The organism is Tessaracoccus sp. MC1679 (genome assembly GCF_014164775.1).
Taxonomy (GTDB): Bacteria; Actinomycetota; Actinomycetes; order Propionibacteriales; family Propionibacteriaceae; genus Arachnia.
The window spans coordinates 249,653-264,477 of sequence record NZ_JACJGB010000006.1 but is presented as its reverse complement, the minus strand read 5'-3'; the positions used below and the strand labels follow the sequence as shown (position 1 = coordinate 264,477).

The window sequence follows — 14,825 nt, the reverse complement described above, 5'->3', positions numbered from 1 at the left end:
GTGTCGTGCACGGGGAGAGGGCGCTGGATAGGGTGAGGGGGAGTCTGGACGAGCCATGGAGGGCAGAGCAGTGTCGGAGATCGAGTCGTTCGCGCCGGGGTCGGGGCGACGGGTGCAGCCGAGGTCGCGGGTGGCCTCGGACGCCGCCGAGATCGACCTGAGCGGCACGTGGCGCTTCCGGTACTCCGCCCGGCCCGACCTGGCGCCCGACGGTGCCGCCGCCGTCGACCTCGACGACTCCGGCTGGGACCAGATCGACGTGCCGAGCCACTGGGTCCTCCAGGGTCGCGGCGACTGGGGCAGACCTGCCTACACCAACGTCAACTTCCCCTTCCCCGTGGAGCCCCCGCACGTCCCCGACGACAACCCCACCGGCGACTACCGCGTCGAGTTCGACCTGCCCGACGGCTTCGGGGACCGGGTGTTCCTGCGCTTCGACGGCGTGGAGTCCCTTGCCATCGCGTCCCTCAACGGCTCCCTGGTGGGCGTGGTGCGGGGGAGCCGGCTGGCCCAGGAGCTCGACGTCACCGACGAGGCCAGGCCCGGGCGCAACGTGCTCCACGTGCGCGTCCACCAGTGGTCGGCGGCCAGCTACGTGGAGGACCAGGACCAATGGTGGCTGCCCGGCATCTTCCGGCCGGTGACCGTCCTTGCCCGCCCCGCTGCCGGGATCGACGACCTCTGGCTGCGCGCGGACTTCGATCCCGAGACCGGCGAGGGCACCCTGATGCCCGAGGTGCGCGCCGACGCCGCGGCGTTCCCGGTCACGATCAGTCTCGACGAGCTCGGCCTGGCCCACACCTTCGAGGCCCCAGGAGACGTTGCGCCGATCCCGGTGGGCGTCGTCGAGCCGTGGAGCGCGGACCGGCCTCGCCTCTACGACGCCCGGGTGAGCAACGCCGCGGAGACGCGAACCCTGCGAGTGGGGTTCCGGCGCATCGAGATCGTGGGCCACGAGTGGCTCGTCAACGGCCGCAAGCTGCGTATCCGAGGTGTGAACCGGCACGAGTACGACCCCGACCACGGCCGGGTCTTCGATCGCGACCGGGTGCGCGCCCAGCTTCACCTGATGAAGCGCCACAACATCAACGCGGTGCGGACCTCGCACTACCCGCCCCACCCGGAGTTCTTCGAGCTGACCGACGAGGTGGGGCTGTGGGTGATCGACGAGTGCGACCTCGAGACCCACGGCTTCGAGCGCGGCGGGTGGGTGGACAACCCCACGGACGATCCCCGCTGGCGCGAGGCGCTCGTGGACCGCGTGATCCGGATGTTCGAACGCGACAAGAACCACCCGTCGATCGTCGCGTGGTCGCTCGGCAACGAGGCCGGCACCGGGGCCAACGCCGCCGCGATGGCCGCGTGGCTGCACCGCCGTGACCCCGACCGCCCCGTGCACTACGAGCCCGACTTCGAGGGCCGCTACACCGACATGGTCTCGCGCATGTACGCCACGGTGGAGGAGATGGAGGACCTGTCCGCCGGGACCGGCCGCAACCTTCGTGGCTCCGCGGGGCGCAGCGCCGTGCTCGCGGGCCGCCCCATGATCCTGTGCGAGTACCTGCACGCCATGGGCAACGGCGCCGGGGCGGTGGCCGAGTACGAGGAGCGTTTCGACACGCTGCCCCAATGGCACGGCGGCTTCGTGTGGGAGTGGCGCGACCACGGGCTGCGCACCACGACACCCGACGGCGTGGAGTACTTCGGCTACGGCGGCGACTTCGGCGAGCAGCTCCACGACGGCTCCTTCGTCTGCGACGGCATGGTGCTCTCCGACGGGACCCCCACCACGATGCTGGCCGAGTACGCCGCGGTGGTGACCCCCGTGAAGCTCACCGTCACAGACGAGGAGCTCGGGGTGGAGAACCGACGCCACGACGGCGACACCAGCGATCTGCGCATCGTGTGGCGCGACGAGCTGGACGGCCGAGAGATCGCCTCGGGCGAGGTGGAGATCCGGCCGGTGGCCCCGGGGGAGCTGGTCTGCGTCGAGCTGCCGCCGTTCCACGCCCCAGAGGCCGGGGAGCTGTGGCGCACCGTCGAGGCCGTGATGGCCGACGAGGGGCCGTGGGCGCCGGCCGGGCACGTGGTCAGCCGAGTCCAGTCGCTTCTCGCCGAGGCGCCGTCCGCCCCGCGACACCCGGTGACCGGCGAGACGCCCACGGCGTCCGGCGGCGTCTACAACCTCGGCCCCGCCGCCTTCGACGCGCGCACGGGCGACCTCCTGGAACTCGCCGGCCGCGATGTCCGCGGCCCGCGGCTGGAGCTGTGGCGGGCCCCCACCGAGAACGACTCGCTCGCGGGATTCAACTCCTACGTGGACGTGGAGGCCACCGCCTCGCGTGGCGTCGGCGCGCCCGCGCCGTCGTCGCTTGAGCAGTGGCGAGACGCAGGGTTGGACCGCCTGCACCGTCGTGTGCTGTCGGTCACCCCTGGTCCCGGCCGCCTCACGGTCCTGCATCGCTACGCCCCCGCCGCCACCAGGCAGGCGGTCACCGTCGAGCTGATCTGGTCTCTCGACGGCGACGACCTCCGGCTTGATGCCTCAGCCGAGCCGACGAAGGACTGGGAGGGCACGTGGCCGCGGATCGGCCTCCACTTCGAGCTTCCCCTCGGGCTCACCCGCGCGGCCTGGTTCGGCACCGGCCCGCACGAAAACTATGTGGACTCCTCGACCGCCGCCCACGTGGGGCGATTCCGGTCGATGATCGAGGATCTGGTGGTGAACTACGCCGTCCCGCAGGAGAGCGGGCATCGGATGGAGCTGCGCGAGCTGAGCCTCCCCGAGCTGGGCCTCGCCCTCCACGCCGAGCGGGCCGGAGGGGAGCTGCCCGGCTTCTCCCTGCGCGCCCACGACGCCCACCAGGTGACGACGGCCCGCCATCCGCACGAACTGGGGGAGCCCACTGCCATGCACCTGTACGTCGACGCCCAACAGCACGGGCTCGGTTCCCGATCCTGCGGGCCCGACGTGCGGCCGGAGTATATGCTGCGCCCCCGCGCCGCCGCGTGGTCATTGAGGTGGGCCGCCGAGTAGCCCGCGATAGGTGGGGCCGGCCCCCGGCGGAGTTCCTACGAGGAGTAGTATCAATTCCATCGTTGGCGACACCGCGGTGGCCGGCTCCTGGACGGAACCGCCCCGGTGCTCGGCCGACGTCGCTCGCCAGTGAGAGACACTCTTGATCCTTCTCACAGGGAGCACCATGACGGCCTCGGCCACCCTCCGCAACACCGACACCGCAGAAGACCCCTGGAGCGGTTTCCGCCCGGGGCCGTGGCAGCACAGCATCGATGTGCGCAGCTTCATCCTGAGCAACTTCACCCCGTACACCGGTGACGCCGCCTTCCTCACCGGACCCACGGAGAAGACGCTGCGCGTCTGGGAGACCCTGCAGCGGGACTTCCTCAGCGTGGAGCGCGCCCGTCGCGTCTATGACGTCGAGACCCACATCCCCGGCGACGTGGACGCCTTCCCCGCGGGCTACATCTGCGGCGACGACGATGTCATCGTCGGGCTGCAGACCGACACGCCGCTGAAGCGCCCCATGATGCCCGCCGGCGGCTGGCGGATGGTGGAGACGGCCATCCGCGAGGCCGGGCTGGAGCCCGACCAGCGGGTCAAGGAGATCTTCACCCGGTACCGCAAGACCCACAACGAGGCCGTCTTCGACATCTACACCCCCCGGATCCGCAAGGCGCGCAGCGCGCACCTCATCACCGGCCTGCCGGACGCCTACGGTCGCGGGCGGATCATCGGCGACTACCGAAGGGTGGCGCTGTACGGGGTGGACCGCCTCATCGAGCAGAAGAAGGTCGACCTCGACGCAGTGGCCGGCCAGCCGTTCTCCGAGAACTGGGCCCGTTACCGCGAGGAGCACGCCGAGCAGATCAAGGCGCTCCAGAAGCTGAAGAACCTGGGCGACAGCTATGGCTTCGATCTCCGGCGCCCCGCCGCGACCTTCGTCGAATCCGTGCAGTGGACCTACCTCGCCTACCTCGCCTCGGTGAAGAGCCAGGACGGCGCCGCGATGAGCATCGGCCGGCTCTCCGGCTTCTTCGACGTCTACGCCGAACGCGACCTCGCAGCCGGCCTCCTCACCGAGGAGGGCGTGCAGGAGGTCATCGACGCGCTGGTCACCAAGCTGCGCATCGTCCGGTTCCTCCGCACGAAGGACTACGACCAGATCTTCTCCGGGGACCCCTACTGGGCCACCTGGTCCGACGGCGGGTTCGCCGACGACGGCCGCACCCTGGTGACGAAGACGTCGTTCCGGCTGCTGCAGACGCTGCGCAACCTCGGCCCCGCGCCGGAGCCGAACATCACCGTCTACTGGGATGCGGCGCTGCCGGCCGGGTACAAGGACTTCTGCTCGCTCATCTCGATCGAGACCTCCGCGCTCCAGTACGAGTCGGATCGGGAGATCCGGTGCCACTGGGGCGACGACACCGCCATCGCGTGCTGCGTCTCGCCCATGGCCATCGGCAAGCAGATGCAGTTTTTCGGCGCGCGGCTCAACACCGCCAAGGCGTTCCTGTACGCCATCAACGGCGGCCGGGACGAGATGACCGGCAAGACCGTGGTGGACGGCTATGCGCCCATCACCGGTGACCAGCCGCTGGACTTCGAGACCGTCTGGGCGCGCTACGACGAGATGCTCACCTGGGCCGTCGAGACCTACGTCGAGGCGCTCAACATCATTCACTACTGCCACGACAAGTACGCCTACGAGGCCATCGAGATGGCGCTGCACGACGACGAGATCGTGCGCACGCTGGGCTGCGGCATTGCCGGGCTGTCCATCGTGGCCGACTCGCTCGCGGCCATCCGGTACGCCTCCGTCACCCCGGTGCGCGACGACACGGGCCTGGTGATCGACTACCTCACCGAGGGGGACTTCCCGAGGTACGGCAACGACGACGACCGCGCCGACGAGCTCGCCCAACTCGTGGTCTCCACCGTCATGGACAAGATCCGCGCCATCCGGCTCTACCGGGACGCAGTGCCCACCCAGTCGGTGCTGACCATCACCTCCAACGTCGTCTACGGCAAGGCCACCGGTGCCTTCCCCTGCGGCCACGCCGCCGGCACGCCCTTCGCGCCCGGTGCCAACCCGGAGAACGGGGCCGACACCCACGGGATGCTCGCCTCCATGATGAGCGTCGGCAAGCTCGCTTACGACGACGCACTGGACGGCATCTCGCTGACCAACACCATCACCCCCCAGGCGCTAGGCCGCACCGAGGGTGAGCGCGTCGCCAACCTGGTCGGCATCCTCGACGCGGGCATGGAGGAGGGGCTGTACCACGCCAACATCAACGTCCTGAACCGCGAGACTCTCCTCGACGCCATGGAGCACCCGGAGAACTATCCGCAGCTCACCATCCGCGTCTCGGGGTATGCGGTCAACTTCGTCAAGCTGACCCGCGAGCAGCAGCTCGACGTGCTCTCGCGGACCTTCCACGAGGCCCTCTAGGTGGCTGTGGCCTCCCCGGCGGCGCCCGCGGCGCGTCACGCCTCCATGCTCGGGGGAATCCCGACGGCGGAGGCGCTGGGCCGTTCGGAGCTCCTGGCCGCGCAGCGCGCCGGCGAGGTGGGCTCGGTGCACTCCTGGGAGCTGGTCACCGCCGTCGACGGTCCGGGCACGCGGATGACGACCTTCCTCGCGGGGTGTCCGCTGCGCTGCCTCTACTGCCACAACCCGGACACGATGGCGGCCTCGCGCGGGGTTCCAGTGCGGGCCGAGGACCTGCTGGCCCGGATCCGGCGCTACCGGGGCGTCTTCCGCGCCACGGGCGGCGGGATCACCCTCTCCGGCGGCGAGGTGCTCCAGCAGCCGGCGTTCGCGGCGCGGGTTCTGAGGGGCGCTAAGGAGATGGGCGTCCACACAGCCCTGGACACCTCCGGGTTCCTCGGCCGGCACGCCACCGACGAGCTGCTGGCCGACGTGGATCTGGTGCTGTTGGACGTCAAAGCGGGGGACGAGGCCACCTACCGGCGGGTGACGGGGCGGTCCCTTGCCCCCACGCTGGAGTTCGGCCGACGGTTGTCAGGGCTCGGCATCGAGACGTGGATCCGGTTCGTCCTGGTCCCCGGCCTGACCGACGACCCCGCCACCATCGCGCCGATCGCCGAGTATGCTGCCTCACTCCCCGCGGTCGGGCGTGTCGAGGTACTCCCGTTCCACCAGATGGGCCGGCAGAAGTGGGCGGAGGCCGGACTGGAGTACTCCCTCGCGGACACGCGGGCGCCGTCGCCGGAGATGGTTGAAGAGGCGCGGGCGCTGTTCCGCGGCCGGGGGCTCGTGGTGTACTGACGCTCCCCTGCTGAGGGACCCCGCGATTTGGCGCCTCGCCCCAGGCATGCCAGAATGGTCCGGTTGCTCCGCGATGGGGTCGGCGTCCTTGGCGCCATGCCCCGCGAGTGAGGTCGAGCAGACGCCCAAGCGCGAGATGTGGCCTTCCTTCACCGGAAGGGTTGTCTTACCTTGCGGCTGAGGGCGCGACACTCCCGACCTCGGGGGTTGGGGTGACAAGGGTTTATACCCTCAAAGGAACGTGAAATTTCCACAGGGCTAGAAGTAAGGAACGACGTGGCTGGACAAAAGATCCGCATCAGGCTGCGGGCCTATGACCATGAGGTCATCGACAGCTCGGCGCGCAAGATCGTCGACACTGTGACCCGCACGGGCGCGAAGGTGGCCGGCCCGGTGCCGCTGCCGACGGAGAAGAACGTGTACTGCGTCATCCGTTCGCCCCACAAGTACAAGGACAGCCGCGAGCACTTCGAGATGCGCACGCACAAGCGCCTCATCGACATCCTCGACCCGACGCCGAAGACCGTCGATTCGCTGATGCGCCTCGATCTGCCCGCCGGTGTTGACATCGAGATCAAGCTCCCGTGAGGTCTGAAGTGATGAGTGAACGAATCGTGAAGGGCATCCTGGGCACCAAGCTCGGCATGACCCAGTTGTGGGACGAGAACAACAAGATCGTCCCTGTGACCGTGATCCAGGCCGGACCCTGCGTCGTCACGCAGGTGCGCACCCCCGAGACCGACGGCTACTCCGCCGTGCAGCTCGGCTTCGGCGCCATCAAGGCCAAGAAGGTCACCAAGCCGGCCGCCGGGCACTTCGCCAAGGCGGACGTCACCCCGCGCAAGCGGCTGGTGGAGCTCCGCACCGCTGATGCGTCGGAGTTCACCCTGGGCCAGGAGCTGACCGCGGAGGTCTTCGCCGACGGCGAGATCGTCGACGTGACCGGCACCACCAAGGGCAAGGGCACCGCGGGCGTCATGAAGCGCCACGGTTTCCACGGCCTCAAGGCCTCGCACGGTGTGCACCGCAAGCACCGCTCGCCTGGCTCCATCGGTGGCTGCTCCACCCCCGGCAAGGTCTTCAAGGGCCTCAAGATGGCCGGCCGGATGGGCAACGAGAAGGTCACCATCCAGAACCTCAAGATCCACGCCGTCGACGCTGAGCGTGGTCTGCTGCTGGTCCGCGGCGCCATCCCCGGTAACAACGGGTCGCTCGTCGTCGTCCGCAGCGCAGCCAAGAAGGGTGTTGTCGCATGAGCGATCTGACAATTGACGTCGTCGACGCCAAGGGCAAGAAGGCCGGCAAGGTCGACCTTCCCGGCGATCTGTTCGACACGCAGACCAACATTCCCCTGATCCACCAGGTTGTCGTGGCCCAGCTGGCCGCGGCCCGTCAGGGCACGCACTCCACCAAGACCCGCGGTGAAGTCCGCGGCGGTGGCATCAAGCCGTGGCGCCAGAAGGGCACCGGCCGCGCCCGTCAGGGTTCGCGCCGCGCCCCCCAGTGGGCCGGTGGCGGCGTCGTGCACGGCCCGCAGCCGCGCGACTACTCGCAGCGCACCCCCAAGAAGATGATCGCCGCCGCACTGCGCGGCGCGCTGTCGGACCGGGCCCGCGAGGGCGGCGTGTTCGTCATCTCCGAGATCGTGGCGGGGGAGAAGCCCTCCACCAAGTCAGCCATCGAGGCATTGACGAGCGTGGCCGGGGATCTGAGCAAGGTGCTGGTCGTGCTGGACCGCTTCGAGGACGTGGCCTGGCTGAGCCTGCGCAACGTCCCCACGGTGCACGCGCTCGCCGTCGATCAGCTCAACACCTACGACGTGCTGGTCAACGACAAGGTGGTCTTCACCTCGGCTGCACTGGCCGCGTTCTCGGCCGGTCCCGCGGTGGGCAAGTCGGCCAAGGCCGTCGCCACCGAATCCGAGGCCGCCGCCGAGGAGACCGCTGTCGAGGCCCCCAAGGCCGAGAAGAAGACTGAGGAGAAGGACAAGTGACCACTGCGCTGAAGATCCGCGATCACCGCGACGTCATCCTGCGCCCCGTGGTGAGCGAGAAGAGCTACAACCTGCTCGATGACGGCAAGTACACCTTCATCGTCTCCCCGGACGCCAACAAGACCGAGATCAAGATCGCCATTGAGGCCATCTTCGATGTCAAGGTCACCTCCGTGAACACCCTCAACCGCACGGGTAAGCGCCGCCGCACCAAGTACGGGTACGGCAAAAAGGTCGACACCAAGCGTGCGATCGTCACCGTGGCCGAGGGCCAGAGCATCGACATCTTCGGAGGCCCGGTCAACTGACCGGCGAGCCGCTGAGAGAAGGAACTTAGACTCATGGGTATCCGTAAGTACAAGCCGACCACGCCGGGCCGTCGCGGCTCCAGCGTGTCCGACTTCGTTGAACTCACGCGCTCCACGCCGGAGAAGTCGCTGCTCGCGCCGAAGTCGAAGACCGGTGGCCGCAACAACACCGGGCGCATCACGACGCGTCACATCGGTGGAGGCCACAAGCAGGCCTACCGCATCATCGACTTCAAGCGCTACGACAAGGACGGCGTGCCGGCCAAGGTCGCTCACATCGAGTACGACCCCAACCGCACCGCCCGCATCGCGCTGCTGCACTACGCCGACGGCGAGAAGCGCTACATCATCGCGCCGAACGGCCTGGCTCAGGGCACTGTGGTCACCGCCGGCGAGGGCTCGGACATCAAGCCGGGCAACAACCTCGAGCTGCGCCAGATCCCCGTCGGCACCACGGTGCACGCGGTGGAGATGCGCCCGGGCGGCGGAGCCAAGCTCGGCCGTTCGGCCGGCGCGGCCATCCAGCTGGTTGCCCGCGAGGGCAAGTACGCCACGCTGCGCATGCCCTCTGGTGAAATGCGCCTGGTCGACGTCCGCTGTCGCGCCTCGATCGGCACGGTCGGCAACGCCGAGCAGTCCAACATCAACTGGGGCAAGGCCGGCCGCAACCGCTGGAAGGGCATCCGCCCGACCGTCCGCGGCGTCGTGATGAACCCCGTCGACCACCCCCACGGTGGTGGCGAGGGCCGCACGTCGGGTGGCCGCCACCCTGTGTCGCCCTGGGGCAAGCCCGAGGGACGCACCCGTGACAAGAACAAGGCGAGCAGTCGACTCATCGTCCGCCGTCGCAAGACCGGCAAGAAGCGCTGATAGGGAGCCTGAGGAAATATGCCACGCAGCCTGAAGAAGGGCCCCTTCGTCGACGACCACCTGCAGAAGAAGGTGGACGTTCAGAACGACAAGGGCACCAAGAATGTCATCAAGACCTGGTCGCGACGCTCGATGATCATCCCCGACATGCTGGGGCACACCATCGCAGTGCACGACGGCCGCAAGCACGTCCCGGTGTTCGTCACCGAGTCGATGATCGGTCACAAGTTGGGCGAGTTCGCTCCCACGCGCACCTTCAAGGGTCACGTGAAGGACGACAAAAAGGCCCGTCGCCGCTGAGGCGCGAGATAAGGAACTGAATCAACTATGAGCAACGAAAACGGCAACAGCCGTCGTCGCGAGAACCTGCTCGGTGATCGTCCTGGCTCGTTCGCCATCGCGCGCCACGTCCGGATGAGCCCCACCAAGGTCCGTCGAGTCGTCGACCTGGTCCGCGGCATGGACGTCAAGGACGCCCTTGTCGCCCTGAAGTTCGCCCCGCAGGCCGCGTCCGAGCCCGTGTACAAGGTTGTGGCCTCGGCCGTGGCCAACGCGGAGTCGGCCGAGGCCCTGCGCTCCGGCGACCTGTACATCTCCAAGGCGTTCGTCGACGAGGGCGTGACGCTGCGTCGAATCCGGCCCCGTGCGAAGGGGTCGGCCAGCCGCATCCTCAAGCGCGGCGCCCACATCACAGTGGTCGTCGAACCCCGCGAGACGAAGGGAGCCTGATTATGGGCCAAAAGATCAACCCGATTGGCTTCCGCCTCGGCATCACCACCGATCACAACTCCCGCTGGTACAGCGACAAGCAGTACTCGGAGTTCGTCGGCGAGGACGTCAAGATCCGCCAGTACCTGACCAAGACTCTTGAGCGCGCCGGCGTTTCGTCGATCGAGATCGAGCGTCGCTCGGAGCGGGTGACCATCTTCCTCCACGCCGCACGTCCGGGCATCGTCATCGGCCGCAACGGCGCCGAGGCGGAGCGCGTCCGCGCCGAGCTGGAGAAGCTGACCGGCAAGCAGGTGCAGCTGAACATCCTCGAGGTCAAGAACCCCGAGATCGATGCGCAGCTCGTGGCTCAGGGAGTCGCCGAGCAGCTCGGCGCCCGTGTCGCCTTCCGTCGCGCCATGCGCAAGGCCCAGCAGACGGCCATGCGTTCCGGCGCCGTGGGCATCAAGATCAAGTGCTCGGGTCGTCTCGGTGGCGCCGAAATGTCGCGCTCCGAGGGTTACCGCGAAGGCCGTGTGCCGCTGCACACGCTGCGCGCCGACATCGACTACGGCTTCTTCGAGGCCCGCACCACGTTCGGCCGGATCGGCGTCAAGGTGTGGATCTACAAGGGCGACGTCACCGGCACCCGCGCTGAGCGCGCTGCCCAGAAGGCCGCCCGCAACAACGCCCCCGGTGGCCGTCAGCAGCGTCCGGGCCGTCGTCCCGCCCGCGGCGAGGCTCGTGGGGATCGTCCCGAGCGCGGCGGTCGCCGTCGCGCCGACGCAGCCCAGGCTGAGGCCCCGGCTGCGCCCGCAACCGAGAACGCAGGAGCCTGATCATGCTGATTCCTCGTCGCGTGAAGTTCCGTAAGCAGCACCACCCCACGCGTGACGGTGCGGCCAAGGGCGGCACCAAGCTCGCCTTCGGTGAGTACGGCATCCAGGCGCTCGAGTCGTCCTACCTGACCAACCGTCAGATCGAGGCCGCTCGTATCGCCATGACCCGTCACATCAAGCGTGGCGGCAAGGTCTGGATCAACGTGTATCCGGACCGCCCCCTGACCAAGAAGCCGGCCGAGACCCGCATGGGTTCCGGCAAGGGTTCCCCCGAGTGGTGGATCGCCAACATCAAGCCCGGACGCGTGCTGTTCGAGCTGTCCGGCGTCCCGGAGGACGTGGCCCGCGAGGCCATGCGTCTGGCCATCCACAAGCTGCCCTTCAAGGCACGCTTCATCAAGCGCGAAGCAGGTGATATCTGATGAGTAACTCTCTCGCCGCACACGATCTTCGTGGTCTGTCGCGTGATCAGCTCAACGCCAAGGTCGTTGAGTTGAAGGAGGAACTGTTCGGCCTTCGGTTCCAGGCTGCCACCGGCCAGCTGGAGTCGAGCAGCCGCATGCGCAACGTCCGCAAGGACATTGCACGCATCTACACCGTGCTGCAGGAGCGCAACCTCGGCATCGTCGACGAGCCGGTTGTTGAGGAGAAGTGAATATGAGCGAAGACACCACCACCACTGAACAGCGCGGCGCCCGCAAGGTGCTGCAGGGCGTTGTCGTGTCCGACAAGATGGACAAGACGATCGTGGTCCTCGTCGAGGACCGCGTCAAGCACCCGCTGTACGGCAAGGTCATGACCAAGTCGTCCCGCCTGAAGGCGCACGACGAGGAGAACTCGGCCGGCATCGGCGACCGCGTTCGCGTCATGGAGACCCGTCCGCTGTCCGCGCAGAAGCGCTGGCGCCTGGTCGAGATCATCGAGCGCGCCAAGTAAGGCAGACTCACCAGCAGAAGGCCCGCACCCCCTCTTGGGGAGCGGGCCTTCTGCATGTCCGGCGACTGGCCTGGCTACCGGCCGGTGGAGGGGAGACCGGGACGGGCGAGTTCAGGCGCGGGCGCCTTGCTGGGCTTTTGCGTCGGCGTCGGCGTCGGAGCCTGAGTCGGGGTGGGCGTGGGGGAGGGGGATGGCCGTGGTTCCTCGGTGATCAACACGGTCTGGGACGGGTGGCCCAGCTCGTGGCGCGCGATGATGGGGGCACGGCTGGGGTGCTCGATGGTGACGGTAGCCTCAGCCGAGTAGCACCCCGGCAGGGCCAGCCGGGTCCGGGCCAGCCCCGTGGCCCCGAAGCCGGCGCCTGATCCAGGAAGCGGCACATCGTCGTAGCGCCCGGCGGTGGCTCCCCCGGACCAGTCCACGCCCTCGCAGGTGGGCCCGCCGTCGGTCTGCCGCGGACTGACGGGCCCGATGATGCGTCCTGAGGCGCTCACGGCCAGCTCCGTCGAATCGGGCACCGCCACTCCGGGCACGCCGTCGAGGCTCAGTGCGTCAGAGGCCTCGACCCCGGCACGAGCCGTGCCGTGCGGGCTCAGGCGGGTGGTGATCATGGGGGCGAGCACCAGGCTTGTCTCGGGCAGCTGGGGCCAGCTGGGCGCGTCCGGGGGAGTGACGAACTCAGCCGGCGCAAGGGCCTCCACCCAGTGGTAGTACCCGGGGCCGGGGAACCTCAGCGAGGTGGACGCGGCCTCGGCCGAGCCGTCGGGGCCGTAGCGTCCGGAGAAGACCGCCTCGCCCACGGGCTGGGTGTCGGCCGCGGATGCGGCAGCGAGGTCCTCGAGGGAGGCGAAGGGACCGTAGAGGGTGGTGGTGCCGGAGAAGCGCGCTCCTGGCCTGCCGCCGGCCACGGTCACCAGATCCACCGCCGGCTCGCCGGCCACGGCCACCAGGTCCCGGGTGCGCGTGGTGACGGCGGGGGTGAAGTGGGGAGCCAGCGAGGCCTCCACGGTGGCGACGACCGATTCAGGCCTGGGCGCCGCGAGCAGCCGCTGGACGGTCCGCTCGGCGGGCACGAAGACCCGGGGTGCCGATCCCGCCAGCCCAGCGAAGGTGACTGACACATTGCCGACCGAGGGTTCGGATCCTGGGCGTGCCATCGTCACGCGGATGTCGGCCACGCCGGAGGTCCCCGTCGTGGAGGGCGCCGACTCGACGGTGGAGGCCCCCGTTGGCGCGACCGAGAGCGTGACTCCTGGCACGGCGATGCCCGCCCTCGAGGTCACCGAGGCGCGAAGCTGGCCTGAGGGCGCCGCCAGGGTGGGGCGGGAGACCCACTCGAGCCGGGCCGTGTACGGCCCCGCGAATCTGGCCGCCGCGCGGGTGAGCCGGTCGAACTCCGTCCCCGTCGACGGCTGCGCGGCGACCACGGCCGCCCATCGGGCGGACTCGCGGGCCCGCTGCTGCGCCCCGTCGACCGTCCGCACGCGGACGAAGTGCTCGACGGCGGCGCCGGTGTCGGCTGAGGGACTCTGCCCGGTGTGCGTGAGGACCCAGGCGAGGTCCGCCGTCTCAGCCTCGGAGAGTGTCGCGGTGCCGTTGCCGTGCAGGAGTGCGCCGTCGTCGGCCAGACCCGACTGCTTGACCAGTGGCGTCCCCGCGGGAGCCTCCTCCCAGTCCGTGGCGCGCCTGGGCGGTGCGGACATCAGGTCCGCGCAGTACGCGGTGACCGGGCCCATCCGGTAGGCGCCGTACCAGTCCCGCCCGGTGCGAGGCATCGACACCGTGTGCCCGGCGCCGGCCAGCGGGCCGTCCTGGGGCCGGGCGTCGGCGGGAGCGGGCGCGACGAGGAGGGTCAGTAGCACGGTGATGAGCAGGGCGGTGGCGGGGCGTGGTCTCATGATCAGGGGCTTCCTGGTTGCGGTCGGGTTCGCACCACTCTTGGTGAGAACCCCACCGCTTTCCCAGGTCACGTGCGGCCTGTGGAGAACGTGTCAGCCGCGCCGACCTCGTGCTGTGGAGGGAAGGGCGCCGCCCGGCAGGCTCAGGAGCCCTCGGGCCAGGAGTCCGGCGTGGGTTCCGCGGTGTCCTCCTCGGCCTCGGAATGGTCGGTCCACGAGTCCTTCGGCCGGTAGCCGAGCTCCAGCATGGTGTTGGTGAGGTCCCAACGACGATTGGGGTTGTCCGAGACGGCGTAGTAGAGCCCGAACCGCACCTCCGCCTCGATGGCGCAGCGCACCACCTCGACGGTGTCGTCCTCGCTCAGCCACATCGCCCGCAGCAGGTCGAGGTCGGTGTCGTGGGTGGTCTTTGAGCTCCAGCCGATCCTCAACGCGATGAAGTCCATGCCGTGCTGGTCGTGGTAGAACCGGCCGAGCGCCTCGCCGAACACCTTTGACACCCCGTAGAGCGAATCCGGGCGGGGGAGCATGTGCGGATACACCGGCCACTGCTCGTCGCGGTCGTACATCCCCATCGCGTGATTGGAGGAGGCGAAGACGAAGCGCCGCACCCCCGCCTCGCGGGCGGCCTCCAGCGCGTTGCGCAGGCCCACGATGTTGGCGCTCAGCACGGCGTCCCACGTCGACTCGGGCGATGCCGCGCCCGCCATGTGGACGACGGTGTCCACCCCCTCCATGAGGGCGAGGGTGTCGTCGTAGTCCGTGAGGTCCGCGATGCGGATGGTGTCCGGGTCGTCATCGTCGGGGTGACGCCCCTGGAGGACGAGGTCGTACTCGTCGCGCAACCGGCGCGCCAGGAGTGCTCCGATGCCGCCTGTGGCGCCCGTGATGAGGATTCTGCGCTGTGCCATGACGCCCATCCTGCCAGCGGCGACGAGGCACGATGCGGCCTCCGTGGA

Annotated in this window: 16 protein-coding genes; 14 read left to right on the top strand and 2 right to left on the bottom strand. The window is 69.1% G+C overall.

The features are described 5' to 3' along the window. Nucleotides 1-55 precede the first annotated feature (55 nt). The 14 genes from H5398_RS11885 (at nt 56) to rpsQ (ending at nt 11,968) form a co-directional block, all read left to right on the top strand. Nucleotides 56-3,037 carry a glycoside hydrolase family 2 TIM barrel-domain containing protein gene (locus H5398_RS11885; RefSeq protein WP_182800135.1) on the top strand — a complete coding sequence of 994 codons (2,982 nt, stop codon included), beginning with the start codon at nt 56-58 and terminating at the stop codon, nt 3,035-3,037. Nucleotides 3,038-3,203: 166 nt separating this feature from the next. After that, nucleotides 3,204-5,474, top strand: a complete 2,271-nt coding sequence (gene pflB, locus H5398_RS11880; protein ID WP_182800134.1) for a formate C-acetyltransferase — start codon at nt 3,204-3,206, stop codon at nt 5,472-5,474. After that, nucleotides 5,475-6,314, top strand: coding sequence for a pyruvate formate-lyase-activating protein (gene pflA, locus H5398_RS11875; RefSeq protein WP_370586117.1), 840 nt, complete (start codon nt 5,475-5,477; stop codon nt 6,312-6,314). Between the two features lie 276 nt (nt 6,315-6,590). Further along, entirely contained in the window at nt 6,591-6,902 is a 312-nt protein-coding gene (rpsJ, locus tag H5398_RS11870; protein WP_040284687.1) for a 30S ribosomal protein S10, read from the top strand. Between the two features lie 8 nt (nt 6,903-6,910). Next, nucleotides 6,911-7,570 carry a 50S ribosomal protein L3 gene (gene rplC, locus H5398_RS11865; RefSeq protein WP_370585709.1) on the top strand — a complete coding sequence of 220 codons (660 nt, stop codon included), beginning with the start codon at nt 6,911-6,913 and terminating at the stop codon, nt 7,568-7,570. After that, nucleotides 7,567-8,307, top strand: coding sequence for a 50S ribosomal protein L4 (gene rplD / locus H5398_RS11860; protein WP_182800133.1), 741 nt, complete (start codon nt 7,567-7,569; stop codon nt 8,305-8,307). Before rplC ends, rplD begins: the two co-directional genes overlap by 4 nt. After that, the gene (gene rplW, locus H5398_RS11855; protein WP_370585710.1) at nt 8,304-8,615 is read left to right on the top strand and encodes a 50S ribosomal protein L23; all 312 of its coding nucleotides are present in this window, start codon (nt 8,304-8,306) and stop codon (nt 8,613-8,615) included. Before rplD ends, rplW begins: the two co-directional genes overlap by 4 nt. A 33-nt stretch (nt 8,616-8,648) precedes the next feature. Next, nucleotides 8,649-9,485 (top strand): 50S ribosomal protein L2, encoded by an 837-nt coding sequence (rplB, locus tag H5398_RS11850; RefSeq protein ID WP_182782372.1) that lies wholly within the window; start codon nt 8,649-8,651, stop codon nt 9,483-9,485. 18 nt (nt 9,486-9,503) lie between these two features. Next, complete coding sequence (gene rpsS / locus H5398_RS11845; RefSeq protein ID WP_182782373.1) at nt 9,504-9,785, top strand: 30S ribosomal protein S19; 282 nt, start codon at nt 9,504-9,506, stop codon at nt 9,783-9,785. Between the two features lie 27 nt (nt 9,786-9,812). Further along, nucleotides 9,813-10,214 carry a 50S ribosomal protein L22 gene (gene rplV / locus H5398_RS11840; RefSeq protein ID WP_182782374.1) on the top strand — a complete coding sequence of 134 codons (402 nt, stop codon included), beginning with the start codon at nt 9,813-9,815 and terminating at the stop codon, nt 10,212-10,214. 2 nt (nt 10,215-10,216) lie between these two features. Then, nucleotides 10,217-11,032 carry a 30S ribosomal protein S3 gene (gene rpsC / locus H5398_RS11835; protein ID WP_182782375.1) on the top strand — a complete coding sequence of 272 codons (816 nt, stop codon included), beginning with the start codon at nt 10,217-10,219 and terminating at the stop codon, nt 11,030-11,032. 2 nt (nt 11,033-11,034) lie between these two features. After that, nucleotides 11,035-11,454: a 50S ribosomal protein L16 gene (gene rplP / locus H5398_RS11830; RefSeq protein ID WP_182782376.1), complete on the top strand. Its 420-nt coding sequence runs from the start codon at nt 11,035-11,037 to the stop codon at nt 11,452-11,454. Next, nucleotides 11,454-11,687, top strand: coding sequence for a 50S ribosomal protein L29 (gene rpmC / locus H5398_RS11825; protein ID WP_182782377.1), 234 nt, complete (start codon nt 11,454-11,456; stop codon nt 11,685-11,687). Before rplP ends, rpmC begins: the two co-directional genes overlap by 1 nt. A gap of 2 nt (nt 11,688-11,689) precedes the next feature. Then, entirely contained in the window at nt 11,690-11,968 is a 279-nt protein-coding gene (gene rpsQ, locus H5398_RS11820; RefSeq protein ID WP_182782378.1) for a 30S ribosomal protein S17, read from the top strand. Between the two features lie 74 nt (nt 11,969-12,042). On the opposite strand, the gene H5398_RS17605 is transcribed toward rpsQ, so the two are convergent. Both H5398_RS17605 and H5398_RS11810 read right to left on the bottom strand, forming a co-directional pair. After that, nucleotides 12,043-13,866: a hypothetical protein gene (locus H5398_RS17605; protein ID WP_182800132.1), complete on the bottom strand. Its 1,824-nt coding sequence runs from the start codon at nt 13,864-13,866 to the stop codon at nt 12,043-12,045. Between the two features lie 143 nt (nt 13,867-14,009). Beyond that, nucleotides 14,010-14,777, bottom strand: a complete 768-nt coding sequence (locus tag H5398_RS11810; protein WP_182782380.1) for an NAD(P)-dependent oxidoreductase — start codon at nt 14,775-14,777, stop codon at nt 14,010-14,012. Nucleotides 14,778-14,825 lie beyond the last annotated feature (48 nt).